General features: G+C 67.0%; 26 protein-coding genes, 1 tRNA gene and 1 riboswitch. Of the genes, 12 read left to right on the top strand and 15 right to left on the bottom strand.

What is annotated here, in order from left to right; genetic code table 11:
- A riboswitch (TPP riboswitch) is annotated at nucleotides 1–111 on the bottom strand.
- Between the two features lie 68 nt (nucleotides 112–179).
- From DD559_RS20050 to DD559_RS03200, 4 genes are all read right to left on the bottom strand, one after another.
- Entirely contained in the window at nucleotides 180–881 is a 702-nt protein-coding gene (locus DD559_RS20050) for a PEPxxWA-CTERM sorting domain-containing protein (protein ID WP_240610096.1), read from the bottom strand.
- A gap of 151 nt (nucleotides 882–1,032) precedes the next feature.
- A complete protein-coding gene (locus DD559_RS03210) occupies nucleotides 1,033–1,887 on the bottom strand; it encodes a MipA/OmpV family protein (protein ID WP_116467918.1) in 855 nt (284 codons plus the stop codon).
- A gap of 57 nt (nucleotides 1,888–1,944) precedes the next feature.
- Complete coding sequence (locus DD559_RS03205; RefSeq protein WP_116470678.1) at nucleotides 1,945–2,370, bottom strand: DUF2141 domain-containing protein; 426 nt, start codon at nucleotides 2,368–2,370, stop codon at nucleotides 1,945–1,947.
- Nucleotides 2,294–3,091 carry a sterol desaturase family protein gene (locus DD559_RS03200; protein WP_116467917.1) on the bottom strand — a complete coding sequence of 266 codons (798 nt, stop codon included), beginning with the start codon at nucleotides 3,089–3,091 and terminating at the stop codon, nucleotides 2,294–2,296. Before DD559_RS03200 ends, DD559_RS03205 begins: the two co-directional genes overlap by 77 nt.
- Before the next feature lie 81 nt (nucleotides 3,092–3,172).
- On the opposite strand from DD559_RS03200, the gene DD559_RS03195 reads away from it, so the two are divergent.
- Both DD559_RS03195 and DD559_RS03190 read left to right on the top strand, forming a co-directional pair.
- The gene (locus DD559_RS03195) at nucleotides 3,173–3,610 is read left to right on the top strand and encodes a YqfO family protein (RefSeq protein WP_240610095.1); all 438 of its coding nucleotides are present in this window, start codon (nucleotides 3,173–3,175) and stop codon (nucleotides 3,608–3,610) included.
- Between the two features lie 140 nt (nucleotides 3,611–3,750).
- Nucleotides 3,751–6,216: a TonB-dependent receptor domain-containing protein gene (locus DD559_RS03190; RefSeq protein ID WP_116467915.1), complete on the top strand. Its 2,466-nt coding sequence runs from the start codon at nucleotides 3,751–3,753 to the stop codon at nucleotides 6,214–6,216.
- On the opposite strand, the gene DD559_RS03185 is transcribed toward DD559_RS03190, so the two are convergent.
- On the bottom strand, nucleotides 6,193–7,062 hold the full coding sequence (locus DD559_RS03185) for a CatB-related O-acetyltransferase (protein WP_240610094.1): 870 nt from the start codon (nucleotides 7,060–7,062) through the stop codon (nucleotides 6,193–6,195). The two genes, DD559_RS03190 and DD559_RS03185, sit on opposite strands and share 24 nt — an antisense overlap.
- A 145-nt stretch (nucleotides 7,063–7,207) precedes the next feature.
- Here DD559_RS03185 and crtY point away from each other — a divergent pair, with 145 nt between their 5' ends.
- The 4 genes from crtY (at nucleotide 7,208) to DD559_RS03165 (ending at nucleotide 11,518) form a co-directional block, all read left to right on the top strand.
- A complete protein-coding gene (gene crtY / locus DD559_RS03180) occupies nucleotides 7,208–8,365 on the top strand; it encodes a lycopene beta-cyclase CrtY (protein ID WP_116467914.1) in 1,158 nt (385 codons plus the stop codon).
- Nucleotides 8,365–9,846 carry a phytoene desaturase gene (locus DD559_RS03175; protein WP_116467913.1) on the top strand — a complete coding sequence of 494 codons (1,482 nt, stop codon included), beginning with the start codon at nucleotides 8,365–8,367 and terminating at the stop codon, nucleotides 9,844–9,846. The genes crtY and DD559_RS03175 overlap by 1 nt, the downstream gene beginning before the upstream one ends.
- Before the next feature lie 167 nt (nucleotides 9,847–10,013).
- Nucleotides 10,014–10,595 carry an LOG family protein gene (locus DD559_RS03170; RefSeq protein WP_116467912.1) on the top strand — a complete coding sequence of 194 codons (582 nt, stop codon included), beginning with the start codon at nucleotides 10,014–10,016 and terminating at the stop codon, nucleotides 10,593–10,595.
- Nucleotides 10,595–11,518: a phytoene/squalene synthase family protein gene (locus DD559_RS03165; protein ID WP_116467911.1), complete on the top strand. Its 924-nt coding sequence runs from the start codon at nucleotides 10,595–10,597 to the stop codon at nucleotides 11,516–11,518. The genes DD559_RS03170 and DD559_RS03165 overlap by 1 nt, the downstream gene beginning before the upstream one ends.
- Nucleotides 11,519–11,527: 9 nt before the next feature.
- On the opposite strand, the gene DD559_RS03160 is transcribed toward DD559_RS03165, so the two are convergent.
- Genes DD559_RS03160 through ftsE form a run of 4 tightly spaced genes read right to left on the bottom strand, consistent with a single transcriptional unit; the run spans nucleotide 11,528 to nucleotide 14,329 of the window.
- Nucleotides 11,528–12,211 carry a lysophospholipid acyltransferase family protein gene (locus tag DD559_RS03160; protein WP_116467910.1) on the bottom strand — a complete coding sequence of 228 codons (684 nt, stop codon included), beginning with the start codon at nucleotides 12,209–12,211 and terminating at the stop codon, nucleotides 11,528–11,530.
- On the bottom strand, nucleotides 12,211–12,747 hold the full coding sequence (locus DD559_RS03155; RefSeq protein ID WP_116467909.1) for a YdcF family protein: 537 nt from the start codon (nucleotides 12,745–12,747) through the stop codon (nucleotides 12,211–12,213). Before DD559_RS03155 ends, DD559_RS03160 begins: the two co-directional genes overlap by 1 nt.
- A complete protein-coding gene (locus DD559_RS03150) occupies nucleotides 12,747–13,631 on the bottom strand; it encodes a cell division protein FtsX (RefSeq protein ID WP_116467908.1) in 885 nt (294 codons plus the stop codon). Before DD559_RS03150 ends, DD559_RS03155 begins: the two co-directional genes overlap by 1 nt.
- The gene (gene ftsE / locus DD559_RS03145) at nucleotides 13,628–14,329 is read right to left on the bottom strand and encodes a cell division ATP-binding protein FtsE (RefSeq protein WP_116470676.1); all 702 of its coding nucleotides are present in this window, start codon (nucleotides 14,327–14,329) and stop codon (nucleotides 13,628–13,630) included. The genes DD559_RS03150 and ftsE overlap by 4 nt, the downstream gene beginning before the upstream one ends.
- Nucleotides 14,330–14,490: 161 nt before the next feature.
- Between ftsE and DD559_RS03140 the strand changes: the two genes are divergently transcribed.
- Nucleotides 14,491–15,195, top strand: coding sequence for a zinc-ribbon domain-containing protein (locus DD559_RS03140; protein WP_116467907.1), 705 nt, complete (start codon nucleotides 14,491–14,493; stop codon nucleotides 15,193–15,195).
- Here DD559_RS03140 and DD559_RS03135 read toward each other — a convergent pair.
- Nucleotides 15,167–16,525, bottom strand: a complete 1,359-nt coding sequence (locus tag DD559_RS03135) for an MATE family efflux transporter (protein ID WP_116470675.1) — start codon at nucleotides 16,523–16,525, stop codon at nucleotides 15,167–15,169. The two genes, DD559_RS03140 and DD559_RS03135, sit on opposite strands and share 29 nt — an antisense overlap.
- A gap of 129 nt (nucleotides 16,526–16,654) precedes the next feature.
- On the opposite strand from DD559_RS03135, the gene DD559_RS03130 reads away from it, so the two are divergent.
- The 4 genes from DD559_RS03130 to DD559_RS03115 all read left to right on the top strand — a co-directional run bounded on the left by DD559_RS03130 (nucleotide 16,655) and on the right by DD559_RS03115 (nucleotide 21,487).
- Nucleotides 16,655–16,741 (top strand) — tRNA-Leu (locus DD559_RS03130).
- Nucleotides 16,742–16,912: 171 nt separating this feature from the next.
- Entirely contained in the window at nucleotides 16,913–19,477 is a 2,565-nt protein-coding gene (locus tag DD559_RS03125) for a TonB-dependent receptor (protein ID WP_116467906.1), read from the top strand.
- A gap of 78 nt (nucleotides 19,478–19,555) precedes the next feature.
- Complete coding sequence (locus DD559_RS03120; protein ID WP_116467905.1) at nucleotides 19,556–20,902, top strand: M28 family metallopeptidase; 1,347 nt, start codon at nucleotides 19,556–19,558, stop codon at nucleotides 20,900–20,902.
- A 48-nt stretch (nucleotides 20,903–20,950) separates the two neighbouring features.
- Nucleotides 20,951–21,487 (top strand): NADPH-dependent FMN reductase, encoded by a 537-nt coding sequence (locus tag DD559_RS03115; RefSeq protein WP_116467904.1) that lies wholly within the window; start codon nucleotides 20,951–20,953, stop codon nucleotides 21,485–21,487.
- A 130-nt stretch (nucleotides 21,488–21,617) separates the two neighbouring features.
- On the opposite strand, the gene DD559_RS03110 is transcribed toward DD559_RS03115, so the two are convergent.
- The 5 genes from DD559_RS03110 to argH are packed head-to-tail and all read right to left on the bottom strand — an operon-like array spanning nucleotide 21,618 to nucleotide 26,223.
- The gene (locus DD559_RS03110; RefSeq protein WP_116467903.1) at nucleotides 21,618–22,568 is read right to left on the bottom strand and encodes a zinc transporter ZntB; all 951 of its coding nucleotides are present in this window, start codon (nucleotides 22,566–22,568) and stop codon (nucleotides 21,618–21,620) included.
- Nucleotides 22,565–23,320: a precorrin-2 dehydrogenase/sirohydrochlorin ferrochelatase family protein gene (locus tag DD559_RS03105; RefSeq protein ID WP_116467902.1), complete on the bottom strand. Its 756-nt coding sequence runs from the start codon at nucleotides 23,318–23,320 to the stop codon at nucleotides 22,565–22,567. Before DD559_RS03105 ends, DD559_RS03110 begins: the two co-directional genes overlap by 4 nt.
- On the bottom strand, nucleotides 23,317–24,576 hold the full coding sequence (lysA, locus tag DD559_RS03100) for a diaminopimelate decarboxylase (protein WP_116467901.1): 1,260 nt from the start codon (nucleotides 24,574–24,576) through the stop codon (nucleotides 23,317–23,319). The genes DD559_RS03105 and lysA overlap by 4 nt, the downstream gene beginning before the upstream one ends.
- Nucleotides 24,577–24,610: 34 nt before the next feature.
- Complete coding sequence (locus DD559_RS03095) at nucleotides 24,611–24,850, bottom strand: hypothetical protein (RefSeq protein ID WP_116467900.1); 240 nt, start codon at nucleotides 24,848–24,850, stop codon at nucleotides 24,611–24,613.
- Nucleotides 24,847–26,223 (bottom strand): argininosuccinate lyase, encoded by a 1,377-nt coding sequence (gene argH / locus DD559_RS03090; protein WP_116467899.1) that lies wholly within the window; start codon nucleotides 26,221–26,223, stop codon nucleotides 24,847–24,849. The genes DD559_RS03095 and argH overlap by 4 nt, the downstream gene beginning before the upstream one ends.
- A gap of 148 nt (nucleotides 26,224–26,371) precedes the next feature.
- Here argH and DD559_RS03085 point away from each other — a divergent pair, with 148 nt between their 5' ends.
- Nucleotides 26,372–26,806, top strand: a complete 435-nt coding sequence (locus DD559_RS03085) for a TlpA family protein disulfide reductase (protein WP_368389677.1) — start codon at nucleotides 26,372–26,374, stop codon at nucleotides 26,804–26,806.

Below are 26,806 nucleotides of genomic sequence, written 5' to 3'. Positions count from 1 at the left end.
GGGAACAAGACCCTCCCTCCCTACGCCGGTGTCAACCGGATCAGGTTCAGCGGGTCGAAGGCTGCAGCCTTCCTCTCAACCGCTGCGCCAGCGGTCCCCCGGGGAATGCATGGCCTGTACGCGGAAGCGGCGCGACGGGCAATCCCGGCGCGCCGCCATCCTGCCATAGATCAGGAAGATCAGGCGAAACGAGCACTGCCCCGGCTTTGCCGCCGACGCAGCGCGCCGCCTGCAAGGCCAAAGCCGCCGATCAGCATCGCCCATGCCGCCGGCTCCGGCACACCGGACGCGGTGCCTTGGCTGAAACTCGCCTGGAATTGTACGTCGCCCAACGCCCCGGCGCTGGCATCCCAATCGCGCGCGAACAATGCCGAGGCTCCACCCAAGGGGTTGGCATATACGAATTCGCCGCCCGCATAGGCGTCGCTGCCGAATCTGCCTGCGCCGGGCATCCACGACGCGCCCGTGTTCGACGGCTGCGCCAGATCCTGCGTGGTGAGGAAGGCGACATAGCGCCGGCCAGCGACCAGATTGACCGCCCCGACATCAAAGCGAAGCGCATCGAACGCCGTACCCGTCGTGCCGCCAAAGGTGCGGGCATCGCTGGCGTAATAGGCGTTGCCGATCGCCCGGCGCCCGCTCCATGCATAGACATAAGCGCGCACATTCGCTGCGCCACCACCCAAATAGAAGGTAAAGCTGTTCAACGCATTGTCACGGCCGACCGTGAAGGTCTGGCCATAGACCGGCGTGAAATCGGCGCCGAAATCACCAATCTTCGTCGAATAGGCACCGCTGGTGTCAATGGTAGACGCCGCAGCGGAAGACGCGATCGTTACGAACGCGAAACCCAGAATTCCCAACAGTGCAGGCCGTTTCATGCCACCCCCCAATACGCCCTGCCGCCGCCGCGAAAAACCGCGCCCAAGATTCCGGCAGAACCTTAGCTTTGCAAAGTAACGTGCAGAAGTTGGCCGAGCAATTCGGAAGGTTCAGGCAAATGAACCGTTCGGCGCATTTGCCTGTCTCGAATCAGAACGTGTAGGCGAGGCCGATCGCGCCATACCATTGGTCGCGCGATCCGGCGATCCGCACAACGGGCGAATCGGCCGCATCCTCCAGCAGTCGCCGATAGCCGACGCCGCCCACCATCGAGAGACCGTGGAGCAGATCACCGGTGAGCGAGACATTGCCGATCGCCGCGAGGGTCCAGTCCTTCCAGCCCTTGCGCGCAGTATAGACCGGCAAGCCGCTGACGGCACTGCCCGCCGGGGTGACGCCGAAATAGGTCTGGGCGTAGCCGTCGCCCATGTAGTTGGCGGACCAGTTGAGCGCGACGAATGCCTTGCGGCTAAGCGGCGTGCTGTAGCTTACCGACGGCGATACGATGTAGCTTTTGTGGACGGTTCCGACGTCGTGGATATAGGACACGCCCACGGTCAGCTTGTCATAATCGCTGGTAATCAGGCCCTGTTTGCCGATGCCGACAAAGCCGCCCGCCTCCGCTGCCGCCTTGATCTTGCCCAACGCCTGCACCTGCCGGTCTTCGATCCGGGCGGTGCGGTTGAGGTTGAGGTTCAGCACCGGCCCGGCCTGGAAATCCCAACCCGGCCCGGCGCTATCGGCGATCAGATCGGCCCAGGCACGGCTGCCCAGCACGGCGAAATTGATCCCCGAAACGGTACCGCGCACCGCCGGGGCGACAGTGACCACCGACTTGTCGGAACCGTCATAGCTGGGCACCACCGCCAGTCCGGCACCGACGGTAACCGTATCGCGGGAAAGATCGGGGGCCGGTTCGGAGGATTGCTGCGCCAACGCGGGCGCCGCAACGATCAGGGGAAGCAGCGCAAGGGCGCGGCAGGACGCAGCACGAACAGAAATCATTGAAAACTCCGGGGACGGATGTTGCACCGGCGAAACGCTGGCGATCCCGCGCAGTTCCTACAGCAGGTAGCGGATGCGGACTTCCTGCCGATCGCTGCCACCCGTCAATGGGAACTGCGCCGCGGTGAAGCGCGGCGGGCCGAAGCCGATCGCAGGATTGCGCGAAAACCCGAATCCCTCGCGCGGTATGCCCATGACCGTATCCAGTCTGCCGTTGCCATTGGCATCATGGATCACCGCCACCGCATAATCGCCCGGCGCCAGCGCGGTGACCCGCAATTGGGCGCTGCTCGCAGGGATGGTGCGCTTGATCGCCCCGCCGCCATCGCGACAATCCGGGAACACGGCCGGTGCCGGCGCGATACACACCTGCAGCAGCCCGCGGCTGGAGCGCAGCTTGGTGAAATCAATCTCCAGCGTCGCGAGCGGCGATCCGCCCCCCAGGATCGGGAACAGGGCCAGCGCCGCTACCGCGCGCCGCATGTTCGAACCGGCCAAGCCCCTGATCGGTGCCGCAAAGCCGGTCCCAGAACCGGAAATAAAGCCCATAATTGCACCCATATCGCTCGTGATGGCGCTGATGGTGGCTCGCGGTGATCAACCACGCACCCAGCGGCCCCCGCCACATCCAGGCCGGGAAGATTTCCCAGCCCATATGATTGGTCACCCCCATAACCGTCATCACCGTCAGGACCAAGCCAAGCGCGGCGACATGAATGGGAATCACGAAGACCAGCAGGGGTATGACGATGGCGCCCGACAGCGCCTCACCCCAGTGAAAGCTCATCGCCGCCCAGGCGGTGGGCGGACGGCTGGCGTGGTGCACGGCGTGATAGCGGCGGAACAACGCGGGGCGGTGCATCGCCCGGTGCGTCCAATAGAACCAGCTGTCGTGCGCGAACAGATAGAGCAGCACCGACACCGGCAGGTACCAGAGCGGCCAAGCATGCACGTCGGTGTAGATCCGCGTCCAGCCATGGTGCTGCCACCCCCAGGCGACGATGCCGGCGGGAACCCCGTAGATCGCTGCCGAACCCAGGCTCCAGCCGATTTCCTTGCGAATCTGCCGCTCCAACCCGGCATAGAGGCCCGGGTGGCGCAACCGCGTCGCCAGCGCGAACCCCGCCGACGCGGCAAGATATCGCAGGCCGACGATCGCCGTCATGGCAATCGCGGAAGCGAGCAGGGCAAAGGCGATGTTCATTCGCGATCCTGCTACGCCTTCGTGCCCGTCGCGGCAATGCGATACGAAAGCGCATGGCCTGCCCCAAGGAGTATGCAATTGATGGAATTCCGCTCGCTGCACACCCGGCGCGTATGCGTGCTGAAGGTTCACGTGCCTGTCTCCGCCGCAACGCTCGCCCGGCTCGCCGCCGGGGACGCCGATGCGATGGCGGAGGCCCCGGCCTTGTCGGCGATCCTCGCCATCATTCGCGAAACGGACCCGCTGGGCGATTTCGGCGCCTATCGCTCGGTGGTGGAACTCAGCCTGGGGTGGGAGATGTTCACACCGGCGCCCGCGGCCCGGCCCAGCCTTGGCGCGGCGGGCATCGAAAGCCATTCGCCGACCGTCATCCTTCACGTCCACCTTCCGGCGGAAGGCAGGGCGGAAATCGAAACGGCCATCGCACGGATCGTCGATGCCCATCCCTGGGAAGTGCCGGTGATCGAGATCGCATCGGCCGATCTGATCGTTGCATCGCCGCAGGCAAGTGAACCATGAACCGGCCTGTTGCCGGGATGAATGTTGCTGCAATGTAACAGTCGTACTTCTACGAAGCCGCTCGGACCGAATCTTTAAACCCCTCGAAACTACCTTTGCGACCGCCAACAGGAAATGTCCCTGGAGCGGGAGCGAATTGTATGAAACTGCGTTACTTGTTGCTGGCGTTCTGCTCGAACGCGATCGTGTACCCGGCGCTGGCCCAGTCCGGCAGCGACACGCCAAAGCCGGCCAGCACGGCGCAGGTTCCTGAGAAGGAAGTCTTTTCGACCGGCGTCGCGAAGGGCCGGGACCGTCTGGACAGCGCGACCTCGACCAGCGCGTTCCGCGCCAGCGAGTTCGAAAAGCTGGGCCCGCGACCGCTGGGCGACCTGTTGCGCACCATGCCGGGCCTCCGTGTCGAAAGCGGCATCGGCGAGGGCAACGCCAACTATACGGTGCGGGGCCTGCCGCTAGCAGCTGGCGGTTCGAAATACATGCAGTTCCAGGAAGACGGGCTGCCGGTGCTCGAATTCGGTGACATCTTCAACGTCGCGGTCGACGTATTCATGCGGCCCGACTTCAACATCGCCGCAATCGAATCGATTCGTGGCGGCTCGGGATCGACCTTCTCGTCGAACGCGCCGGGCGGCGTGATCAACCTCATTTCCAAGACCGGCGATACGCGCGGCGGCGCCGTGCAGTTCACCACCGGTCTCGATTATGGCGAGAAGCGGATCGACATGGATTATGGCCAGCCGCTCGGCAATGGCTGGCGCTTCCATGTCGGCGGCTATTACCGCGCCGGCGAAGGACCGCGCGACATCGGCTTCACCGGCTACAAGGGCGGCCAATTCCGCTTCAACGTCACCAAGCAGTTCGCCAATGGCTATGTCCGCGTCAGCGGCAAGTGGCTCGACGATCGTTCGCCGACCTTCGCACCCTATCCGATCCGGATCACCGGCACCAACGACAAGCCGGTGATCAGCAACGTCGGCAATTTCGACATCCGCCGCGATTCGCTGCTGTCGCCATTCATCGGCCCGGTGACGACGCTGGACGGCGACAACAAGCTGGCCCGCTACGACGTCGCCAATGGCATGCATGCGAAGAGCAAGTCGATCGGCCTGGAAGCGCAGTTCGAAATCGCCGGCTTCACGATCAGCGAGCGGGCCCGCTATTCGGCCAATTCGGGCGATTTCCTGCGAATCTTCCCCTCGAATGTCGGCCCGATCGCAACGATCGCTGCCTCGCAGGCCGGTGCCGGCGCCACCGCGACCTATGCCAGCGGCCCGAACATCGGCCAGGTCGTGCCCGTCGGCGCCAATGGCAACGGCCTGCTCGCGTTCAGCTATATGGCGCAGACGCGCGCGCGTTCGCTGGACAACTTCACCAACGACATCCGCGCCACCCGCGTCTGGAAGATTGGCAAGGGCGACCTCACCGTTACCGGCGGGCTCTACAAGGCAAACCAGAAACTCTACGCGCAGTGGCTGCATTCGGGCATCGACACCGACGTGGCGGGCGACGGCCAGACCAAGATGGTGAACGTCACCAGCGCCGGCGGCGTCGCGCAGACCCAGGAAGGCTATTACACTTTCAGCCGCAACGGCAGCAAATTCCGCCGCATCTTCGACGTCTCGTACGACATTCTCGCGCCCTATGGCTCGGTGAACTATCATGTCGGCAAGCTCTCGATCGGCGGCAGCGTGCGCTATGATCGCGGGCGGGTGCGCGGTTCGCTGGTCGGTGCGGATCTGGGCGGCGGCCGCGTCGGGCTGACGCGCTTCGATATCAACGGCAACGGCGTGATCTCCGCGCCGGAGACCCGCGTCGCCTTCCTGCCGCTCGATGCGCCGGCACCCGTGAACTATAATTACGGCTATTGGAGCTATTCGAGCGGCATCAACTTCCGCGTCGCAGAACCTTTCTCGGTCTTCGCCCGCTACAGTCATGGCGCCCGCGCCAACGCCGACAAGATCCTGTTCACGCCGGCGGTGAGCACGATCACAGGCGGCGTGACGGATCCCGCCGACAAGGACGACGGCGTCACCCAGCTGGAAGGCGGTTTCAAGTTCCGCAAGGCTGGTGCGACGCTGAACGTCACCGCCTTCCGCGCGACGGCCGAGGATCACAATGTCCTTAACGGATCGGCCAACCAGACGATCCGCAGCTATCGGGCGACCGGCGTGGAAATGGAAGGCAGCTATCGCCGCGGCATCTTCAGCATCACCGCTGGCGCCACCTATACCACCGCCAAGATCACCAGGGACCAGCTCGATCCGACGCTGACCGGCAAGGAACCGCGCCATCAGCCGGCATGGACGCTGGAGGCGACCCCGCAGATCGAGCTGCGTCGCGTGACGCTGGGCGCCAACGTCGTGACGATCACCAGCAGCTATGCGCAGGACAGCAACCTGCTCAAGATGCCGGGGTTCACCGTGGTCAATGCCTTTGTGGTGGTGAAGCCGATCGATCGGGTGCGGGTGATGCTGAACGCCACCAACCTGTTCGACCAAGTCGGCTTCTTCGAGTTCAACCAGAGCGAAGTGCCTGCGAACGGCATCGGCTGGGGCCGTTCGATCAACGGACGCACCGTGTCGCTATCCGCCAAGCTCGACTTCTAAGTAACACGAGTCTGGCGCCGAAGGATCGGCAATCGGCGCCAGCCATCCGCTCGCCGTATCGAAACGACAAAGGGTCACCTTGTCCTCGGCGTCGATATGCGCAAGCTTGCCAGCATAGGGCACGGCCTGTCCGCTGACGATATTGCGGTCGATCATGGTTAACGCCTGGTCGATATCGGTGAAGTCCACCCCTTCCAATGCGCTGACGCCATAGTTCCACCACTTCAACCGCAGCAATTCGGCGACGATCGTCGGTTCGAAGCGATATCGCAAGATACGCGCGGGCACGCCGCCGACGATCGCGTATGGGGGCACGTCCTTGACCACCACTGCGCGAGATCCAATCACTGCACCGTCTCCGACCGTCACGCCCCGACGGATCAGCGCACCTTCGCCGATCCATACATCGTTGCCGATGACGATCTTCTCGGCGCGCCCGGCAATATGTGCGCCATAGAGTGTCGCAGCTTTCTCGATCCACGCTGCGTTCCGATCCCGAAATGCGGCGAGTTGCTGCCACTCAAACTCGCCCTCGAAAATCGGGTGGGCGGACAGGAAATCGGTAGGATGCTCAACCTGTCCCATGGTTACATTCTGCGCGATGGCACAGAATCGGCCGATACTGGCGACATGTCGGATCAGTGATTTTCGGCCTCCAAGGTAGGTGAAGCCGCCAATGAAATCTGCAACGAAAGTACCCTCCTTCAGATTGCAGGGTGCTTCGATCAGCGTCTCGGCTTTGGCGCCTGTCCATCCGAAGCACACGCGCTCCTCGACATGGATAGAAACCGCGCGACAACGCTGCCTATCCGCTACAGAGAGCATATTCTGTTCGCTATATAACATATAGTTAGCCCCTCTACCTTACTATAGATGGAGTGGCCGGCGATCGAGCGCTCCCGGGCATCGATTCGGCGCAGTTCTCGCCGTTTCACCGCGTGGCACCAAAGGCGGGGTTCCCACACCCCTGGCGTTCGGCTAGGCGACAGCCATGCCTTCAACCATCAGTTGCGACGTCGCCATTGTCGGCGGCGGACTTGCGGGCGGGCTTATCGCGCTCGCAATCAGGAAGAAGAAACCGCATTGCTCCGTCCGGCTGATCGAAGGCTCGGAACGGATCGGCGGCAATCACCTGTGGTCGTTCTTTGCCGACGATGTGGCGCCCGAGCATCGCTGGCTCGCAGCGCCGCTGATCAGCCATGGCTGGTCGAGCTATGACGTGGCCTTTCCAAGCCATCAACGCACCCTGCCGGCCCGCTATTATTCCGTCGAATCCGATCATTTCGACCGGGTGGTGCGCGAGTCGCTGGGCGAAAAGGGGCTGCTGCTCGGCCGCGAAGCGGCAGATGTCACGCCGAACGCCGTCGCGCTGGCCGATGGCGATCTGGTCGAAGCCGACGGCGTGATCGATTGCCGCGGCGTCGGCGATACCAGTGCCCTGCAGCTCGGCTGGCAGAAATTCCACGGCGCCGAACTCGCGCTGGCCGCGCTCAACACGGTGCAGCGCCCGCTGATCATGGACGCAACGGTGCCGCAGATCGACGGCTATCGCTTCGTCTATTGCCTGCCGTTCAGCCCGACACGGATGTTCGTCGAGGATACCTATTACAGCGACACGCCTGAACTCGATCTGCACCTGACGAGCGGGCGTATCGAAGCCTATGCCGATGCTGCCGGCTGGCAGGTCGATCGCGTCCTGCGCGAGGAAGTGGGCAGCCTGCCCGTGGCGATGGGCGGCGATCATGCCGCCTATTGGGCGGCGGGGGGCCGCGGCATCGCCAAGGCGGGGATGAAAGCGGGTCTGTTCCACCCGATGACCGGCTATTCCTTCCCCGATGCCGTGCGCACGGCGGCGCTGATCGCGGAGGAAAAGGACTATGCGGGCGCGGCGCTGCACCAAATGCTGTATGGCTATTCCCGCGCGCTCTGGCGCAAGCGCGGCTTCTATCGCATGCTCGCCGCGATGTTGTTCAAGGCGGCCGAACCCGAGGAGCGCTATCGCGTGCTGGAACGATTCTACCGTCTGGATGCAGGATTGATCCAGCGTTTCTACGCTGCCCAGTCGACCTGGGGTGATCGCCTGCGGGTGCTTTCGGGCAAGCCGCCGGTGCCGGTAGGCCGCGCCCTTTCCGCGATCTGGAACCGCTGATGCGCCGCGCTGTCGTGATCGGCGCCGGCTTCGGCGGCCTCGCGCTTGCCATCCGGCTGCAATCGGCTGGCGTCGATACCACGGTGATCGAGGCACGCGACAAGCCCGGCGGCCGCGCCTATTACTGGGAACGCGACGGCTTCACCTTCGATGGCGGACCGACGGTGATCACCGATCCCGACGCGCTGAAGGAGCTGTGGCGCCTTTCGGGCCATGACATTTCGGAAGACGTGACGCTGAAGCCCGTCACCCCCTTCTACCGCCTGTCCTGGCCCGACGGGACGACCTTCGACTATACCAACGACGATGCGATTCTGGTGGGCGAGATCGCCAAGCTCGATGCGGGCGACATCGCCGGCTATCGCAAGTTCCTCGACTATTCGGCGAGCGTCTATGAGGAAGGCTATGTGAAGCTGGGCGCCAAGGCGTTCCTGGACTTCAAGTCGATGCTCAAGGCGGCACCAGCGCTGATGCAGCACCAGGCCTGGCGCTCGGTCTATTCGATCGTCTCGAGCTTCGTGAAGAACGAGAAATTGCGCGAGGCGCTGTCGTTCCACACCCTGCTCGTCGGCGGCAACCCGATGGCGACCAGCAGCATCTATGCGCTGATCCACAAGCTGGAGCGCGACGGCGGCGTCTGGTGGGCCGAGGGCGGCACCAACCGGCTGATCGCCGGCATGATCCGCCATTTCGAACGGCTGGGCGGCGCGGTGCGGATCGGCGATCCGGTCGACGAGATCCTCACACTGGGCGACCGCGTGGTCGGCGTGCGCACCAAGAGCGGCGTCGAGGTGGAAGTCGATGCGGTCGCGAGCAACGCCGACATCGTCCACAGCTACCGCGACCTGCTGCGCAACTCGCGCAGCGCGCGGCGGACCGCGGGCAAGCTGATCAACAAGCGCTATTCGCCGTCGCTGTTCGTGGTGCATTTCGGACTGCGGGGCACCTTCCCCGACATTCCGCACCACATGATCCTTTTCGGGCCGCGCTATAAGGGGCTGCTCGACGACATCTACACGCACGGGGTGATCAGCGAGGATTTCTCCCTCTATCTCCACCATCCGAGCGCGTCGGACCCGAGCATGGCGCCGGAAGGCCATTCGACCTTCTACGTGCTGGCACCCGTGCCGCATCTCGGCAAGTTCCCGGCGGACTGGAGCCAGGTCGGCCCCATTCTGGAGCAGCGCATCCTCGCCGAGGTGCAACGCCGCCTGATCCCGGATCTGGCGGAACGGATCGTCACCAAGTTCCATTACGCCCCGACCGATTTCCGCGACGACTTGGCCGCACATCACGGATCGGGCTTCAGCCTGGAACCGATCCTGACGCAAAGCGCCTGGTTCCGGGTGCACAATCGCGACGATGCGATCTCGAACCTGTATTTCGTTGGGGCGGGTACCCATCCTGGCGCGGGCATCCCCGGCGTGGTCGGCAGCGCGAAGGCGACGGCCGAGCTGATGCTGGGGGAAATGGGCTCTTAAAGCCCCTCCTCCTGAGAGGAGGGGTTGGGGGTGGAGGGATTCCAGAACGTCTGTTGGTCTCTGTGAGCACAGCCCCACCCCAACCCCTCCCCTGAAGGGGAGGGGCTAAGAAGAAGTCTCTCCCTCCTCGCCAAAACGCGCTATCAGCCGCGCCACAGGAGCACAGCATGAAGCGTATTGCCGTCTATTGCGGTTCGGCCAGCCCGGCCGATCCGGTCTATATCGAGGCGGCCCGCGCGCTGGGCCGCAGCTTGGCAGAGCGCGGTATCGGCGTCGTCTATGGTGGCGGCCGGATGGGCCTGATGGGTGCGGTCGCCGATGCGGCGCTGGAGGCCGGCGGCGAAGTAATCGGCGTGATCCCCACCCTGCTCGTCAACGCCGAAGTCGCGCATCGCGGGCTGACCTGCCTGGAGGTCTGCGAGACGATGCACGAGCGCAAGGCGCGCTTCACCGAACTGGCGGACGGCTTCATCAACCTTCCCGGCGGCACCGGCACGATGGACGAATTGTGGGAGGCGATGAGCTGGGCGCAGCTCGGCTATCACGCCGACCCGATCGGCCTGCTCAACATCGCCGGCTATTACGACAAGCTGATCGAATTCTGGGCGCATATGGGCAGCGTCGGCTTCGTCCGGCCGCAGCATCAGAGCCTGTTGCTCGTCGATTCGACCATCGACGGGCTGCTCGCCAAGATGGCTGCCGCCCAACCGGTGGTGCCGATCGCGCAGCTGCGCCGCGAACAGCTGTAATGCGCTTTCCCGGCCGTGATGCAATCGTCGCGACTGCGGGCGAATCGATCGCCCGCGGCTCGCGCAGCTTCGCCGCGGCCAGCAAGCTGTTCGATCCGGCGACGCGCGAGCGCGCCTGGCTGCTCTATGCCTGGTGCCGGCGCTGCGACGACATCGCCGACGGGCAGGACCATGGCCACGGCATGACGATCGTCGCGGACCCGCAGGCGCGGCTGGCGGAGATTCGCGAACGCACCGCGGCGGCGCTGGCCGGCGATTGGGTGGGCGACGCAGCCTTCGATGCGCTCCGCATCGTGGCGCACGAAACCGGCATGCCGCACCGCTTCGCCTGGGACCTGATCGACGGCTTCGCCCTCGATGCGGACGGCTGGCGCCCGCAGACTGAGGACGATCTGCTGCGCTATTGCTACCATGTGGCGGGCGTCGTCGGCTGCATGATGGCGGTGGTGATGGGCGTCGCGCCCGAGGACGAAGCGGTGCTCGACCGCGCCTGCGATCTCGGCCTCGCCTTCCAGCTCGCCAACATCGCACGCGATATCGGCGAGGATGCCGACGCCGGCCGCTGCTATCTGCCGGCCGCCTGGTTGCAGGAAGTGGGACTGCAGGCCGAGACCCCTCTGGCGGACCGCAACGCGCTGGCCATTCTCGGCACCCGGCTGGCGGATCGGGCCGAAGGCTATGAGAGCAGCGCGCGCGGCGGGGCGGCGGCGCTGTCGTTCCGTTCGGCCTGGGCGGTGCTGGCGGCGGCGGACATCTATGGCGGCATCGCCCGCAAGGTCCGCGCGCGCGGGGCCGAGGCATGGGACAGCCGCACCACCACCTCGGGCGGCGAGAAGCTCGCGGCGATCCTCAAGGCTTGGGGCGCGACCCGCAAGCGCACCCCGACGCCGCGCCCCGCCGGCCTGTGGACACGCCCGCGCTGAGGCTTCGCCTTACCCGTTCAGCGCGTTGATCGCCGCGTGCACCCGCGCCTCGATCTCGCGCCGGGGCAGCCCGGCCGGGATCGGCGCGCCGAAGCGGAACACGATCTCGCCCTTGTGCATCAGCCCCTTGCGCGGCCAGACATGCCCGCTCTTCACCGCCACCGGGACCACCGGCAGGTCCAGCGCGCGATAGAGCCCGGCAAAGCCGGAGCGCAACGGCGGCGAAGCCCCTGGCGGCACACGGGTGCCTTCGGGAAATATCAGTACCGAACGGCCGCTCGCGCGGGCCTTGCCGGCCTCCCGCATCATCGATCGCAAGGCCGCGGCATTGGCGCTGCGATCGACGACGATCGTGCCGTAGCGTTGCGCCGCCCAGCCCCAGAGCGGGATCCTGGTCAGCTCGCGCTTCATCACCGTTGCAGGACTGCCGAGCATCCGGGTCAGCTCCAGCGCCTCGAAATAGCTTTCATGCTTTCCGGCGAACAACACCTGCCCCTCGGGCACCGTCCCTTCGATCCGCAGCCGCGCGCCGATGATCGTCCGCACCGACCATTGCAACAGCCGCGCCCACACGTTCGAATAGGCGCGCAGGAAACGCGTGCCGAACAAGGCCGCAATGGGTACGCACAGCACCAGCACCACCGACACGCCATAGAAAAACAGCCGGAACCCCCAGGTGCGCAGCACGTCCATCAGTTGACCCCCACGAGCAGCGCCCCCCGGCGCACCAGATATTTGTGATACTCGCGCAGCAACATCCGCCAGCCCGGGCGGCTGGGAACCCCGTCGCCCACGATCGTCACGCCGCTGAGCACATGCGCCAGCTCCAGTCGGGCGCGCGGCATGTGCCAATCCGATGTCACCAGCCGGACGCTGCGATAGTCATGCTCGCGCACCCATCGCGCGGTTTCATCGGCATTGGAGCGCGTATCCACCGCTTCGTGGCCCAGGTCCACGCAGCAGCGGAACAGGCCGCCATCGGCCGAGAACTGCGCCGCCAACTCGCGCGGGCGCACATCGGGGTTGACCCCGCTTACCAGCATCCGCCGGGCATCCTGGCGTCGCAGCGCGTTCAGCCCGCGCTGGATGCGTCCGGGGCCGCCGGTAAGCACCACCACCGCGTCGGTCGAATGCGCGCCCAGCGGCTTGCCCAGGCTGAGAAGGAACACGCCGAACCCGGCGCCCCAGCCAAGGGCCAGCAGCAGCACCAGCAGGAAGAGCCGCCGCATCAGAGCTGCCTCGCCAACGCTCGGAGTACCGCCATCCGCGCCGCCGCCGTCGCCAGCAGGGCGAATGCTGCCGGCAGCAACGCTAGCACCCCCCAATCGGCGGCGCCCAGCCCCGCGCCGCCCAGCACGCCAAAGCCGATCTGCGCCAGCCGCGCCTGCAGCAGCGCGACCAGCGCCAGCGCCGCGCCGGCGCCGGCGGCACCGCCCAGCAACGTATCGATGGCTATCCGGCGCTGGAACAGCCGGGCGATCTGGTGGTCGGTGGAGCCGAGCATATGCAGCACTTCGATGGTATCGCGGTGCGTGTCCAGCCCCGCGCGCGTGACCAGCAGCACAACGCCCGCCGCCGCGGCCGCGATCACCAGCACCAGCCCTATCGCCACCGCCCCCAACGTCGCCAGGAAACGGCGCACCGGTGCCAGCCACGCCGCGCTGCGATCCACGCGAACATCGGGCGCGACCGATCGCGCCGCCGCGATCGCCGCCGACACGCGATCGGCCGGCACCTCCACGTCGATCAGCACCGGCATCGGCAGATCGGGGTCGAGTCCCGAATCGCCCAGCCAGGGTCGAAGCAGCGCCGCAAGCCGCTCGCGATCCGCCTCCACCACCCGCTGCACGCCGGGCATGGCATTCAGCCGCGCCACCAGCGCCTGTGCCCGCGCATCGCGCACCCGCGCGTCGGGCTCGACCAACTGCACCACGAGCTTGCCGGCAAAGCCACGATCGAGATCACCGACCGCCCGGGTGACGCCCAGGCCCAACGCCGCACTCAGCACCGTCAGGAACAGCATGATCGCCATGATGCCGATCATGATCCGGGCGTGATGGCCGCGATCGAGCAGGCCGCGATCGATCGCGCGCTGGGGAACCAGGCCCTTCATGCCTGCCCCGGCGGGTGCAGCAGCGCACCTGTCGGGTCGACCAGCCGGCCCTTCTCCACGCGCATCCGGTGCGCCTGGGGAATTCGGCCGATCAGGTGCAGGTCGTGCGTCGCCATCACCACCGTCGTACCCAGCCGGTGCAGCGCTTCGAACAAATGGAGCAGCCGATCGGCCATCTCCGGATCGACATTGCCGGTCGGCTCATCGGCAACCAGCAGTTCGGGACGCGCGATCACCGCGCGGGCGATGGCAATGCGCTGCTGCTCGCCGCCCGATAGCGTGGGCGGCTTCGCGGTCGCCCGCGCGCTCAGGCCCACCCATTCCAGCATCTCGCGCACCGGTGCGTCGATCGCACTTTCCCGCACGCCGGCCAGCCGCAGCGGCAGCGCGACATTGTCATAGGCCGAAAGATGCGGGACGAGCCGGAAATCCTGGAACACCACACCGATCCGGCGGCGCAACGCCGGCAGGCTCCGCCGGGGCAGCGCGCCGGCATCTTCGCCGAACAGCCCGATCCTGCCGCGCGTCGGCCGCTGCGCGAGGTAGAGCAGCCGCAACAGCGATGTCTTGCCCGCCCCCGAAGCACCGGTCAGGAAATAGAAACCGCCCTTGGCAAGCGTGAAGCTGACATCCGACAGCGTTTCCGCCCCGGTGCCATAGCGCAGGCCAACCTGTTCGAAATGCACGATGTTTGCCATGCGCCGTGCGGCCTGCCCCTTTTCTTGATCCGCTGGAGCTGCCGCCATCGCACAGGCCCCGATGCCGCTCAAGCCGGCGCCAAGCCGCTTGCTGGCGGGAATCGGCACGGCTAGTCTTCGCATCCGGCGCGTTTCTGGTCGGGTAAAAGGGGGCCGACGGCATGATCTTGGAATGTAGCCAGTGCGGATCGCGCTATGACGTGCCGAGTTCGGCGATCGGCCCGGACGGCCGCACCGTTCGGTGCGTGAACTGCAAGCACAGCTGGTTCCAGGCGCCCGAGGCGCCAGCGTCGTTCCAACCCGCGCCCGAAGCGGTGCCGGCGCCGCCCACCGTGGCGGAGGAATCGGCGCCCCCGCCGCCGCCCATCGTCGATCCGGTGGAAGCGGCGCCAGAAACGCCGAACTATGATCCGTTCATCGATCCGCCGCCCGCCCCCCGGCGAAACCGCCTGCCCTGGACGATCGCGGCGATCGTCGCCACGCTGTCCGTACTCCTGGGGGCTGCCGCGCTGCTCCACTGGAAGGCGCCGGGCCTCGCGGCGCAGATCGGCCTGAATTTCGGCGCAACCGAAACGCCCCTGCTGTTCAGCGAGAAGAACGTCGAACTCAAGACCCGCGTAGACGGCAGCCGACTGTTCATCGTCTCCGGTAAGGTGCTCAACCCCACCCGCACCGCCCAGCATGTGCCCGATATCCGCATCCGGCTGATGGATGGGGCGAGCCGGGAAGTCTATGGCTGGCGGATCACGCCGGCGACGCGCACGCTCGATCCGCAGGCGAGCATGGAATTCAACGGCGCCAAGGTGGACGTGCCGGCCGAAGCCAAGGTCGCCCGGCTCAGCTTTGCGAGCGAAATCGGCGAGTGACCTGGAACAGCCGCCCGCCGTTCAGCAGCGCGGCGGCAACCATGCCGAGGCCTGAAGCCAGCACCAGTCCCTGCGCGCCATAGCCACCGCCCACCAGCAACAGGCCCAGCCCGCCGGTGACGACAAAGAAGGCGAGGATGCCGTTGATCCCCGCCGCCACCTGATCGCCCAGCGAACGCAGCGCATAGACGAACACCACCTGGATCCCGTCGAACAGCACGAACGGGGACCATAGTACCAGCATCGGCGCGGCGATCGCGTGCACATCGGCATTCGCCGGGAACCCCTGCACCGCCAGCATGGGCATCAGGATCAGCACGGCGGCCAGAAGCCCGGTGGCGATAGCCGCCAGCACCGCCGCAATCGCGGCGCGCCTCGCGGCTGCCTGCGGCGCACCTTCGCCCACCGCGTTGCCCACGCGCACACCCGCGGCCGATCCAAGGCCCAGCGCCACCGCGAAGGTGACGTTATGGATCGAGAACACGATCTGGAAGGCATGGGCCGTTGATTCGCCGAGTTGGGTCGACAGCGCGATCAGGATCGAAAAACCCACCAGCTCAAGCCCGGAAGCGATCGCCGGCACCACGCCGAACCGCGCCAGAGCCCAGGCGCCAGCCCAATTGGCCGGCTGCGCCAAGGAATGCAGCGCGTGTACGCCGCGTGCCTGCGCGCGCGGCAGAGTCCAGGCGGCGGCGACCATGCCCACCGCGCCCAGCGCCGATGCGATCACCGTTGCGGCCGCAGCCCCCACTGCGCCCATAGCGGGCATCCCCCAGGCGCCCGTCGCGAGCAGCCAGGCGAGCGCCCCGTTGACGGGAAGGATCGCCAGATTGACGGTGGTGACGCGGGCCGGCCGGCTGACGCCTTCGAGGAAGAAGCTGGCGGCGATCGTCACCAGCTGGAACGGATAGGCCAGCGCCATCATGCGCACCACCGGTGCCGCCACCGGCACCAGATCGGGCGCAACGCCCGCCATCGCCAGCAACGGGGCCGCAAAGCCGAACAGCAGCGCGCCGCTCGCCAGCCCCAGCATCAGGGCCAGCAACAGGCCGCGATGCAGCACCTGCCCGGTGCCGCGCAGATCGCCCGCCCCATCCGCGCGCGATACATGCACCAGCACGCCCGAAAGCGCGCCCAGCCCCATCACGATTCCCGGAAAGGTGATCGTGCGGCTGGCGCCCAGTGCCGCCACCTGATGCGTGCCCGTCAGGCCGACGACCACGACATCGGTCACATGCAGAATCGTCCAGTTCAACCCTGTGAGGATCACCGGCCAGGCGAGCGCTAGAATCCGGCGCGTCTCCGCGGCGAGGGGCGTGTTGGCAGACATGTCTTCGCGCATAGGCGCATGATCGCCGTCAAGAAAGCCGCACAAGGCGGGTTGCCAGCCCGGTTTCGCTTTGCTAGGGGCCGCTGCCTTACCAGCCGCTGGTATGGAAATGCCGGCGGAAATTCACGTGCGGTCGTGGCGGAACTGGTAGACGCGCAACGTTGAGGTCGTTGTGGCCGAAAGGCCGTGGAAGTTCGAGTCTTCTCGACCGCACCAGTGAACAAAGACGATGGGGGCTCCGGCCCCCATTTTCGCATCCGCGCACTGCGCCGCGACATTTATCGGATCCTCCGGCACAGTTTTGCGACATGTGCGTCGTACCCGCCAAACGATGAAGGGCGGGCCTGCGGGCCCGCTTGTGATTCGGTAACAAGGGACGGAACAACGATGAAGCGACTGGGGACCACCCTGGCAGGTCTGTTGGCGGGCGTATCGCCGCTGGTGGCACAGGCACAGACCACCGCGCCGCAGCAACAACCGAGCAACAGCCCCGCCCAGGCCCCGGCGCAGGAAAGCGATCCCTATACCGACGAGATCGTCGTCACCTCCTCGGCGCCGCGCGGCGCGGTGCAGAGCGACATTCCGCCGGAGATCCAGCTCAACCAGGCCGATATCCGCGCCTATGCGGTGTCGTCGGTAGCCGATCTCCTCAACGAACTCGCCCCGCAGACCGGCAGCGGGCGCGGCAGCGGCCGGCCGGTGGTGCTGCTCAACGGCCGTCGCATCTCCAGCTTCGCCGAGATCCGCGACCTGCCGACCGAGGCGATCGAACGCGTCGACATCCTGGCCGAGGAAGTGGCGCTGAAGTTCGGCTATTCGGCCGATCAGCGCGTCGTCAACTTCGTGCTGCGCGAACGGTTTCGCGCCCTCACCACCGAACTCGAAGCCGGCGCGCCGACCGAAGGCGGCAACAGCACCCAGCAGGTGCAAGCCGATATCCTCAAGATCAACCGTGATCGCCGCGTCAACCTCGACGTGAAGTACCAGGGCAATTCGGCGCTGCTCGAAAGCGAGCGCAACGTGCTGCCGACGATCGGCGACGGCAGCGGCGTCAACCAGGCGCCGTATCGCACCCTGGTCGCACCGAGCCAGGATCTGAACATCAACGGTTCCTATGCGCGCGATCTGAACGCGAAGCTGGGCGCGACGATCAATGGCACGCTCGAAGTGCAGCAGAGCGAGGCGCTTCGCGGCCTGGCGCTCTCGCAGGTGGCGGCGCCGCTCGCGCTGCCCACCGACCCGAGCCCGCTTACCGCCAGCAGCCGCACGATCACCGCGCATCTCGGCACGACGCTGAACGGCGATGGCCTGCCCTGGGGGAACGCCTGGAGCTGGTCGATCGTCGGCAATTACGACCGCACGAGCAGCAACACGATCACCGATCGCGGCTTCGATGCCGCAGGCGCCGCGCGGCCCGCCGATCGCGGCGAATCGACCTCGAACGTCGGCGGTGTCGATGCGCTGCTCCGCGGGCCCCTGTTCAAGCTGCCGGCGGGCGACGTCTCGACGTCGCTGCGCCTCGGCGGTTCGCTCAGCAGCTTCGACAGCACCGCGTTCCGCGGCGGCCAGCCCAGCGATGCGTCGCTTTCGCGCAACATCGCCAGCAGCCAGCTCAACATCGACCTGCCGATCGCCAGCCGTCGCCGCGACGTGCTCCAGCCGCTTGGCGACCTGACGATCAACGGCAACGTCGCCGTGCAGCATCTGTCGGACTTCGGCACGCTGACCACCACCGGCTATGGCGTGAACTGGTCGCCGCTGAAGCCGGTGCGGCTGATCGCCTCCTGGACCGATACCGAGGATGCGCCGACCACCGGCCAACTCGGCAACCCGGTGATCGCCAGCCCCAACACCCGCGTGTTCGATTATCGCACCGGCCAAACCGTCACGGTGACGACGATCACCGGCGGCAATCCGTTGCTCCAGGCGGAAAAGCGGCATGTGATGAAGCTGGGACTGGAGCTGCGCCCCTCCGAAAAGACCGACCTGTCGTTTCGCGCGGATTACGTCACCACGCGCATCCGCAACGACATCGCCTCGCTTCCCGCCGTGACCGCGCCGGTCGAAGCCGCCTTCCCCGATCGCTTCGTGCGCGATGCGGACGGCGACCTGGTGAGCATTGACAATCGCGCGGTGAACTTCGCCGAGAACAATACGCAGCAGCTTCGCTGGGGCTTTAACCTCTCGGTGCCGATCAAGTCGTCGCTGGAAAAGAAGATCGCCGCGCTGCGTGCCCAGCGCGAGGCGGAGCGCGCCGCCGCCATCGCCGGCGGCAAGCCGCTGCCGCCGGAGGGACGCGCCGGGCTGTTCGGCCAGCAGCCAGGGCAGAATGGCCAGCCCGGCCGCCCGCCCTTTGGCGGCAGCCTGTTCGGACCGCCGCCGGCGCCGCCCACGGGCGCGACACCGGGCGGCGGCGGCGGATTCCGCGGCGGCCGGGGCGGGTTCGGCGGCCCGAACGGCGCGCTGGCCGGCCGGATGCAGTTCAGCCTCTATCACACCTGGTATTTCAAGAATCAGATCAAGATACGCGACGGCGTGCCGATCCTCGATCTGCTGAACGGCGATGCCGCCGGCAACAATGGCGGCCAGCCGGCGCACCAGATCGATGCGCAGGCCGGCTTCACCAAGAACGGCGTCGGCATCCGGCTCGGCTACAAATGGCAAAGCAGCACCACCGTCTTCACCGGGCTGAACAACACCGACCGCCTGAATTTCGGCGATCTCGGCACGTTCAATCTGCGGGTCTTCGCCGATCTGGGCCGCCAGATAAAACTGGTGCGCGAGCATCGCTGGCTGCGCGGCACCCGGGTCAGCCTGGGCGTCAGCAACCTGCTCAACACCCGCCAGCGGGTGACCGACCAGACCGGCGTCGTCCCGGTCAACTACCAGCCCGACCTGCTCGACCCGACCGGGCGGGCCGTAACCCTGAGCATTCGCAAGCTGTTCTTCTGATCCGGCACCGGCGCGGCACCCGGTTGCGTGCCGCGCCGGCTTGCCCCATTCCCGTTCGGCAAGGACATGGGGGTGCACATGAATCGTGGGTGGCGGTTGGCGGCATGGGCCGCGGCGAGTGTGCTGGCGGTGCCGGCCGCAGCGCAACAGGCGGAGGTCAGCGCCGACTGGGTCCGCGCCCATGAAGCCTTCCTCGCCGGCGACGAACTGCGCGGACGCGGCAGCGCGACCGCCGACGAAGCGATCGCCGCGGCCTATGTCGCCGCCCAGTTCCAGGCCTTTGGTCTTCAGCCCGCGCCGGGCATGAACGGCTATCTGCAGAAGGCCGAGATCGTGCGGCTGAAGCTCAAGGCCCCGGCGACGCTGACGGTGAACGGCACGCCGATCGCGGGCGCCACGCTGTTGATGGGCGACGGCAAGGGCGCCGAAGGGATGCTGCGCGTCGTTCCCGCCAAGGCGCTGTCGCGCGCGGCGCCGGCCGATATGCTGCTCGTCACCGGCGATCAGCCGGCAATGCAGATCTATCGCACTGCCGCCCGGATGAAGAGCGCCCGCGCCGTCCTGCTGCGCGAATCCGCCGACACCAAGGCTCTGGTCGAACGACTGGGCGGCACTCCCCGCCTGCCGGGCTTCCTGCGGGGTACCGAACCCGAAGCGCGCCCGGCGCTCATAGTGCTGCCCGCCGCCGCATTCGATGCCCTGACAAGACAGGGCGGCGCGAACGCGGCGCTGACCGTGCCGATCGAGGAAACCACCAGCACCACCACCAATGCGCTCGGCTGGTTGCCCGGCACCGATCCCCAGGCTGGCGTGTTGCTGCTCAGCGCCCATCTCGACCATCTCGGCATTCAGCCCGACGGCACCGTGATGCACGGTGCGAACGACGATGCCTCCGGCACCACCGCCGTGCTGGAACTCGCCCGCACGCTGGCGGCGCGCGGCCGCACCCGACGCAGCATCCTGTTCGTCGCCTATGGGTCGGAGGAAATCGGCGGCTATGGCGCGCGCCATTTCATCGCCCATGCGCCGGTACCGCTCGACCAGATCGTCGCCAATGTCGAAATCGAGATGATCGGCGCGCAGGATCCCAAGCTTCCCGCCGGCACGATGATGATGACCGGCTTCGAACGCTCGACCTTGGGCGAAACGCTGAAGGGGCACGGCGCACTGCTCGCCGCCGACCCCTATCCGGACGAAAATTTCTTCCAGCGATCGGACAATTATGCCCTCGCGCTGAAGGGCGTGGTCGCCCACACCATTTCGGGCTGGGCGGTGGTGCCGACCTATCACAGCAAGGACGATACGATCGCCAATATCGACATCGCATTCATGACCCGGGCGATCCAGTCGCTGGTCGCCCCCCTGCACATGCTGGCCAATGGCGACACCAGGCCGGCATGGAAGCCGGGCGGAAAACCCGAATGACGGCGCCAACGCTGGCGCCCCGCGCCGGCTTGCTCTAGCGAGTATCTCATGCACACGCCTCACATCGTCGCGCTGGGCGGTACGCTGCGCGCCCAGTCCAGCACCGGAAAGCTGCTCGCCGCCGTCCTCGCCCGTGCCGAGGCGCGCGGCGCGCGCACCACCCTGCTCACCGGCCCGGATATCGTCTTCCCGCATTTCGAGCCCGAGCATGGCGAGAGCGACGAAAAGGTGATCCGCTTCGTCGAAGCGTTGCGCAGTGCGGACGCCGTCATCGTCGGCTCGCCGGGCTATCACGGCACGCTTTCGGGCCTGGTGAAGACCGCGCTCGATTATGTCGAGCTGCTCAGCCGCGACGACCGCGTCTATTTCGACGGGCTTCCCGTGGGCCTGATCGCAACCGCGGCAGGCTGGCAGGCTTCCGTCTCCACGCTGCAGGCGCTGCGCACCATCACCCATGCCCTGCGCGGCTGGCCGACGCCGATGGGGATCGCGGTGAACACGGTCGAGACGCCGGACGTCGAGGCGCATTGCCAGGGCTCGCTCGACATGATGGTGGGGCAGATCTTCGATTTTCTGAAGCGCTGAGGCGCGGGAACACCCCACCAGCCGTCATTCCGGCGAAAGCCCAAATCCATTGGGGTCGCCGATAAGGCTGCTGCTGCAACGGCGTGGCGAATGGATCCCGGCTTCCGCGGGGATGACGGTTATTTGCGAGTCACTCGAACCAGTGCCGGCGGAGAAAATGGCCGGTGATGCCCAGCGCCATCGCCAGGCAGACCCCCACCACGCCCCAGAACGCCCAAGGCTCGTGTGCGTAGGGGATACCATCGACGTTCATCCCCAACAGTCCGGTGAGGAACGTCAGCGGCAGGAATACCATCGCGACGATGGCGATCACCAGCGAGCGCTGGTCGAGCAGCTCGCCGCGCAGGTCGGTGAGCGTCTCATGGGTCAGCGCGGCGCGTTCGCGGATGCTCTCCACTTCTTCGGCCATGCGCGCGGCACGGTCGGCGGCGGCGGAGAGGTGCAACCGGTCATCGTCCCGCAGCCAGTCGCCGGGCAGCCCCGCCAGCTTCTCGATCGCCGCGCGTTGCGGGTTGAGAAAGCGGCGATAGCCGATCGCCTGCACCCGCACCTTGTTGACCATCCGCCGCAGCTCGAACGCCCGGTGGCCGGAAATCTGCTCCTCGCAATCGTCGAGCGAATCGCCGAGCTCGGCGACGACCGGATCCAGTTCCTCGGTGATCGCCTGGGCGAAGGCAGCGATCAGGTCGCCGGGATCGAGGATCTTGTGCGATTCGACCTCCTCGCGCACCGCCTGCAACGCGCTCAGATGCTTGCGCGTCACCGAGAAGACGCAGCCGCCCATCGCGTAGATGCGGATCGATGCCAGCGGATCGGAGGCGGTGGTCGCCTCCGACGAAAGGCCGCGCAGATTGATCACCGCGCCGTCGCCCACCGCGTCGCAGCGCGGCCGGGTTTCGGTCGCGGTCAACGAATCGATGACATAGGGGGAAAGCTTCGCCTCGCCGCTGAGCCAGAGCTGGGCGCGCTCGTCATTGGTGGTGAGATGGATCCAGGTGAGGCCGCCATTCTGCCCGAGCGCCGCGCGCATCGTCGGCTGCTCTACCTTGCCGTCCTTCACTACATAGGCGAACCCGCTCAACCCGCCATCTCCAGCCAGAGCGACAGGCCTTGGCCGGGATCGGCGGGGGGACGGGCGAAGATGCGCGCGGCATCGGCGCGCGCGCGGTTGAGGATGGCGTCGGGCACGTCGCCAAGATGGAAAAGCCGATCGGCTTGCGCAAGCAGCCGGGCCTGACGGAGCGTGAGATCCTCCGGATCCGGCGAGGTCAGCCGCAGCGTGACCAACTGCGCTTCCGACGCGACGCCCTCGGCCAGCCAGCGATCGACATCGCCGTCGCCCGCGAGCAGGTCCAGCATCCCGCCCTCCCCGAGCGCATCCGCCAGCGCGCGGCGGCGCGCACCGGCATCGGGCCAGCGTGCCTTCATCGCCCCGCGGCTGCGACCCAGCCCCCGGGCGAGCGCGCCGAGACTCGCCGGCAACAGCGCCTCCAGCCGCTGACGGAGCGCTGCGGCCAGCCCCGCCGAGACCCCGCCGGTGCCGATCGCGATCAGCACCGGATCGCGGTCGACGACCGCCGGCAGGGTGAAGTCGCACAAGTCGGGCCGGTCGACGCAATTGACCAGAAGCCCACGCGCCTTGAGCCGCGCGACCACCGCTTCGGGTTCGTCGAGCGCGACGATGGCGAGCGCGGCCGTCTCGCCCTCGCCCACCACCCGCGCGCCGGCGCGGTCGAGCAGGCGGCGCTTGGCGTCCGCCGGCTCGCCCGCGCCGACCAGGATCACCGGCCGCCCCGTGAGCTTCACGAACAGGGGCAGCGCGGCGAGGGTCACTTCAGCCAGTCCGGCACGTCTTCGGCGGCCATGATCTCCTCGGCGGAGATGCGGCCGGCGACGATGGCGTAGCGATCGCCCGAGACCAGCACCTCGGGCACCAGCGGGCGGCTGTTGTACGTGCTGGCCATGGTCGCGCCGTAGGCACCCGCCGTTTCCAGCACCGCGAGGTCGCCGGCCTTGACCGCATCGATCTCGCGCGCCTTCACGAAAACGTCGGTGCTTTCGCACACCGGCCCGGCGACATTGGCGACGAAGCGCTCGCCATTGGGCTTCACCGCCGCGAAGCCGTGATAGGCATCGTACAGCGCCACGCGGGCGAGATCGTTCATCGCGGCATCGACCACCACCCAGGGATAGACCTGCCCCGGCTTCACCCACAGCACTTCGGTGACGAGCACGCCCGCGCTGCCGGCGATGGTGCGGCCCGGTTCGAACATCAGCTCGACGTCCCAGTCCTTGGTCGCCCGCGCAACCATCTCGGCATAGGCCTCCGGGCTCGGCGGCACCTCGCCCGGGCGATAGGCGACGCCGAGGCCGCCGCCGAGATCGACATGGGTGATGGTGTGGCCCTTGGCGCGCAGCTCGGCGAGCAGCCGGCCGACGCGCTCGAACGCGGCCTCCAGGGGGGCCAAGCCGAGCAGCTGGCTGCCGATATGCACCGCGATGCCGTGCAGATCGAGGCCGGGCAGCTTGCCCAGGCGATCGAAGATTTCCGGCGCCTCGCCGATCGGCAGGCCGAACTTGTTCTCGGCCTTGCCGGTCGAGATCTTCTCGTGCGTGCCGGCATCGACATCGGGGTTGACGCGCAGCGCCGCCCGCGCGGTTAGGCCGCGCTCCGCCGCGAGTGCCGCCAGCACTTCGCCTTCCTCGACCAGCTCGAGGTTGAACTGGCCGATCCCGGCCTCCAGCCCCTTCACCAATTCGCGCCGGGTCTTGCCGACGCCCGAGAAGACGATGTCCTTGGGCGCCACGCCGGCGGCCAGCGCACGCGCCATCTCGCCGCCCGAGACGACATCGGCACCGAAGCCCTCGTTCGCCAGCAGCTTGAGCACGGCAAGGTTCGGGTTGGCCTTGATCGCGAAGGCGAGGTGGATGCGCCCCAGCGGCTTCAGCGCGTCGCGAAAGGCGCGGGCATTGGCCTGGAAGCGTTCGGTGGAATAGACATAGACGGGCGTACCCACCTCGGCGGCGATGCGCGCGAGGGGCAGCGATTCGACGTGCAGTTCGCCGTCGATCATCGAGAAATCGGTCATGGGCCTCTGGGTGCGGCGCGTGCGGCCGCAAAAATCAGTTGGGTGGCAGGTCGAACTCGTCGCTCCGCCGCGCTTCGGACGCCTGGATCAGGTCGTCGCTGCGCGCGGGGCGGGTCTGCGGCTCCGGTTTGAGAAGTTGGGGAGGCGTGGGCGTCGCGCGGGCGCCATAGGGCGCTACCGGCAGCGAAGCACCCGGCCGCGGGGCCAGGGATTCGCGTGCACCGCAACCGCCGAGCGCGAGCGCAAGGCCCGCGAGCAGCATGTGCCTCCTCATGCTTCCTCCTCACGGCCCTTGCGGGCCGCCGCTATCGCCGCACGAACCCGTGCCGGCGCCGTACCGCCGAAGCTCGTCCGGCTGTTCACCGATGCATCGACACTGAGAACGCCGTACACGCGTTCATCGATCCGCGCATCGATTTCCTTGAGCGCTTCGATCGAAAGCTGGTCGAGCCGGATGCCCTCAGCCTCGGCCTTGGCCACCGCGCGGCCGGTGATGTGGTGCGCCTCGCGGAACGGAATGCCGCCTGCGCGCACCAGCCAGTCGGCCAGGTCGGTCGCGGTCGAGAAGCCGGCCTCGGCCGCCGCGCGCATCCGCTCCAGCCGGAAGGTGGCGCTTTCCACCATGCCGGTCATCGCCGCGATGCTCAGGCCGAGCAGGTCATGCGCTTCGAACACCGGCGGTTTGTCGTCCTGCATGTCCTTCGAATAGGCGAGCGGCAGGCCCTTCATCGTCATCATCAGGCTGAACAGCGCACCGCTGATCCGCCCCGAATGCCCGCGGACCAGCTCGGCCGCGTCGGGATTGCGCTTCTGCGGCATGATCGAGCTGCCGGTCGACCATTGGTCGGACAGCGCGACGAAGCCGAAGGGCTGGCTGGCCCAGATCACGAACTCCTCGGCCAGCCGGCTGAGGTGCAGGCTGCACTGCGACGCGGCGGTCAGGTACTCGAGCGCGAAGTCGCGGTCCGAGACCGAATCGAGCGAGTTGCGCGTGGGGCCGTCGAAGCCCAGCGCCTTGGCCGTCGCCTCGCGATCCAAATTGAAGCCGGTGCCCGCCAGCGCCGCCGAGCCCAGCGGGCACAGGTTCATGCGGGCGCGGGCATCCTTGAGCCGCGAGCGATCGCGCGCGAACATCTCGAAATAGGCCATCAGGTGATGACCCAGGGTCACCGGCTGCGCGACCTGGAGATGGGTGAAGCCCGGCATCACGCTGTCGGCATGCTGCTCGGCGCGGGCGAGCAGCGCGTCCTGCAGCGCGCCCAGCGCCGCATCGGCCTGGTCGATCGCGTCGCGCACCCAGAGGCGGAAGTCGGTCGCGACCTGGTCGTTGCGCGAGCGCGCGGTGTGGAGGCGGCCCGCAACGGGACCGATCTTCTCCGCCAGCCGGCTTTCGGAGAGCATATGGATGTCTTCGAGCGCGAGGTCCTCGGGCACGCCGTTGGCGGCGAAGTCCTCGGCGACCTGGTCGAGTCCCGCGCTGATCGTCGCTGCGTCCTCGGCGCCCACGATCCCCTGCCTGCCAAGCATCGCGACATGCGCCTTGGAGCCGCGCAGATCCTGCCGCCACATTCGCTTGTCGAAGGGAATAGAGGCGTTTATCTCGCGCATCACCGCGGACGGGCCTTCGGCGAAGCGCCCTCCCCACATGGAATTGGAGCTGTCCTTGCGCTCGGTGATCGGTCTTCTCCTTCTGGGCACCCTCGCAGTTGCGGGGTGCGATAAGCAATCCCAGCCTTCTCAGCAAGCGAACGAAACAAGCGGACCGGCAAACGCCGCTGCGCCCGCGCCAAACGGCATGGTCGATCGCAGCCAAAAGGGCGAAACGGCGCCAACGATTCCCTTCACCGATGCCGCGGGCAAGAAGACGACACTGGCCGCGTTCAAGGGCAAGCCGGTGCTGCTCAACCTGTGGGCGACCTGGTGCGTGCCGTGCATCAAGGAAATGCCGACGCTGGACACACTGGCGGGCCGCATGGGCGACAGGCTGGTGATCCTGCCGCTCAGCCAGGACCTGAAGGGGATGGAGGTCGTCGGCCCCTTCTTCCAGAAGAACGGGTACAAGCAGCTGAAGCCCTATCTTGATACCGATACGGCATTCAGCGTCCAGCTCGGCGCCAACCTGCCGACGACGATCCTCTATGATTCGGCCGGCAAGGAAGTGTGGCGCGTCGCCGGCGAATTCGACTGGGCCGGCGACAAGGCCTCGGCGCTGATCGCCGAGGCCAAGTAG

The sequence above is a fragment of the Sphingomonas pokkalii genome (assembly GCF_003096275.1).
GTDB lineage: Bacteria > Pseudomonadota > Alphaproteobacteria > Sphingomonadales > Sphingomonadaceae > Sphingomonas > Sphingomonas pokkalii.
Note: the sequence above shows the minus strand (reverse complement) of the source record. Positions and strands in the feature narration are given on the sequence as shown.

Bases quoted from the DNA above. Each gene is read 5' to 3' on its own strand.
- DD559_RS20050 (WP_240610096.1), bottom strand. From the start codon at position 881: ATGAAACGGCCTGCACTGTTGGGAATTCTGGGTTTCGCGTTCGTAACG.
- DD559_RS03160 (WP_116467910.1), bottom strand. From the start codon at position 12,211: ATGGACGTGCTGCGCACCTGGGGGTTCCGGCTGTTTTTCTATGGCGTG.
- crtY (WP_116467914.1), top strand. From the start codon at position 7,208: ATGCCTTCAACCATCAGTTGCGACGTCGCCATTGTCGGCGGCGGACTT.
- DD559_RS03135 (WP_116470675.1), bottom strand. From the start codon at position 16,525: ATGTCTGCCAACACGCCCCTCGCCGCGGAGACGCGCCGGATTCTAGCG.
- DD559_RS03195 (WP_240610095.1), top strand. From the start codon at position 3,173: ATGGAATTCCGCTCGCTGCACACCCGGCGCGTATGCGTGCTGAAGGTT.
- DD559_RS03185 (WP_240610094.1), bottom strand. From the start codon at position 7,062: ATGTTATATAGCGAACAGAATATGCTCTCTGTAGCGGATAGGCAGCGT.
- argH (WP_116467899.1), bottom strand. From the start codon at position 26,223: ATGTGGGGAGGGCGCTTCGCCGAAGGCCCGTCCGCGGTGATGCGCGAG.
- DD559_RS03210 (WP_116467918.1), bottom strand. From the start codon at position 1,887: ATGATTTCTGTTCGTGCTGCGTCCTGCCGCGCCCTTGCGCTGCTTCCC.
- lysA (WP_116467901.1), bottom strand. From the start codon at position 24,576: ATGACCGATTTCTCGATGATCGACGGCGAACTGCACGTCGAATCGCTG.
- DD559_RS03170 (WP_116467912.1), top strand. From the start codon at position 10,014: ATGAAGCGTATTGCCGTCTATTGCGGTTCGGCCAGCCCGGCCGATCCG.
- DD559_RS03140 (WP_116467907.1), top strand. From the start codon at position 14,491: ATGATCTTGGAATGTAGCCAGTGCGGATCGCGCTATGACGTGCCGAGT.
- DD559_RS03165 (WP_116467911.1), top strand. From the start codon at position 10,595: ATGCGCTTTCCCGGCCGTGATGCAATCGTCGCGACTGCGGGCGAATCG.
- DD559_RS03095 (WP_116467900.1), bottom strand. From the start codon at position 24,850: ATGAGGAGGCACATGCTGCTCGCGGGCCTTGCGCTCGCGCTCGGCGGT.
- DD559_RS03155 (WP_116467909.1), bottom strand. From the start codon at position 12,747: ATGCGGCGGCTCTTCCTGCTGGTGCTGCTGCTGGCCCTTGGCTGGGGC.
- DD559_RS03115 (WP_116467904.1), top strand. From the start codon at position 20,951: ATGCACACGCCTCACATCGTCGCGCTGGGCGGTACGCTGCGCGCCCAG.
- DD559_RS03125 (WP_116467906.1), top strand. From the start codon at position 16,913: ATGAAGCGACTGGGGACCACCCTGGCAGGTCTGTTGGCGGGCGTATCG.
- DD559_RS03205 (WP_116470678.1), bottom strand. From the start codon at position 2,370: ATGCGGCGCGCGGTAGCGGCGCTGGCCCTGTTCCCGATCCTGGGGGGC.
- DD559_RS03150 (WP_116467908.1), bottom strand. From the start codon at position 13,631: ATGAAGGGCCTGGTTCCCCAGCGCGCGATCGATCGCGGCCTGCTCGAT.
- ftsE (WP_116470676.1), bottom strand. From the start codon at position 14,329: ATGGCAAACATCGTGCATTTCGAACAGGTTGGCCTGCGCTATGGCACC.
- DD559_RS03085 (WP_368389677.1), top strand. From the start codon at position 26,372: ATGGTCGATCGCAGCCAAAAGGGCGAAACGGCGCCAACGATTCCCTTC.
- DD559_RS03200 (WP_116467917.1), bottom strand. From the start codon at position 3,091: ATGAACATCGCCTTTGCCCTGCTCGCTTCCGCGATTGCCATGACGGCG.
- DD559_RS03175 (WP_116467913.1), top strand. From the start codon at position 8,365: ATGCGCCGCGCTGTCGTGATCGGCGCCGGCTTCGGCGGCCTCGCGCTT.
- DD559_RS03120 (WP_116467905.1), top strand. From the start codon at position 19,556: ATGAATCGTGGGTGGCGGTTGGCGGCATGGGCCGCGGCGAGTGTGCTG.
- DD559_RS03190 (WP_116467915.1), top strand. From the start codon at position 3,751: ATGAAACTGCGTTACTTGTTGCTGGCGTTCTGCTCGAACGCGATCGTG.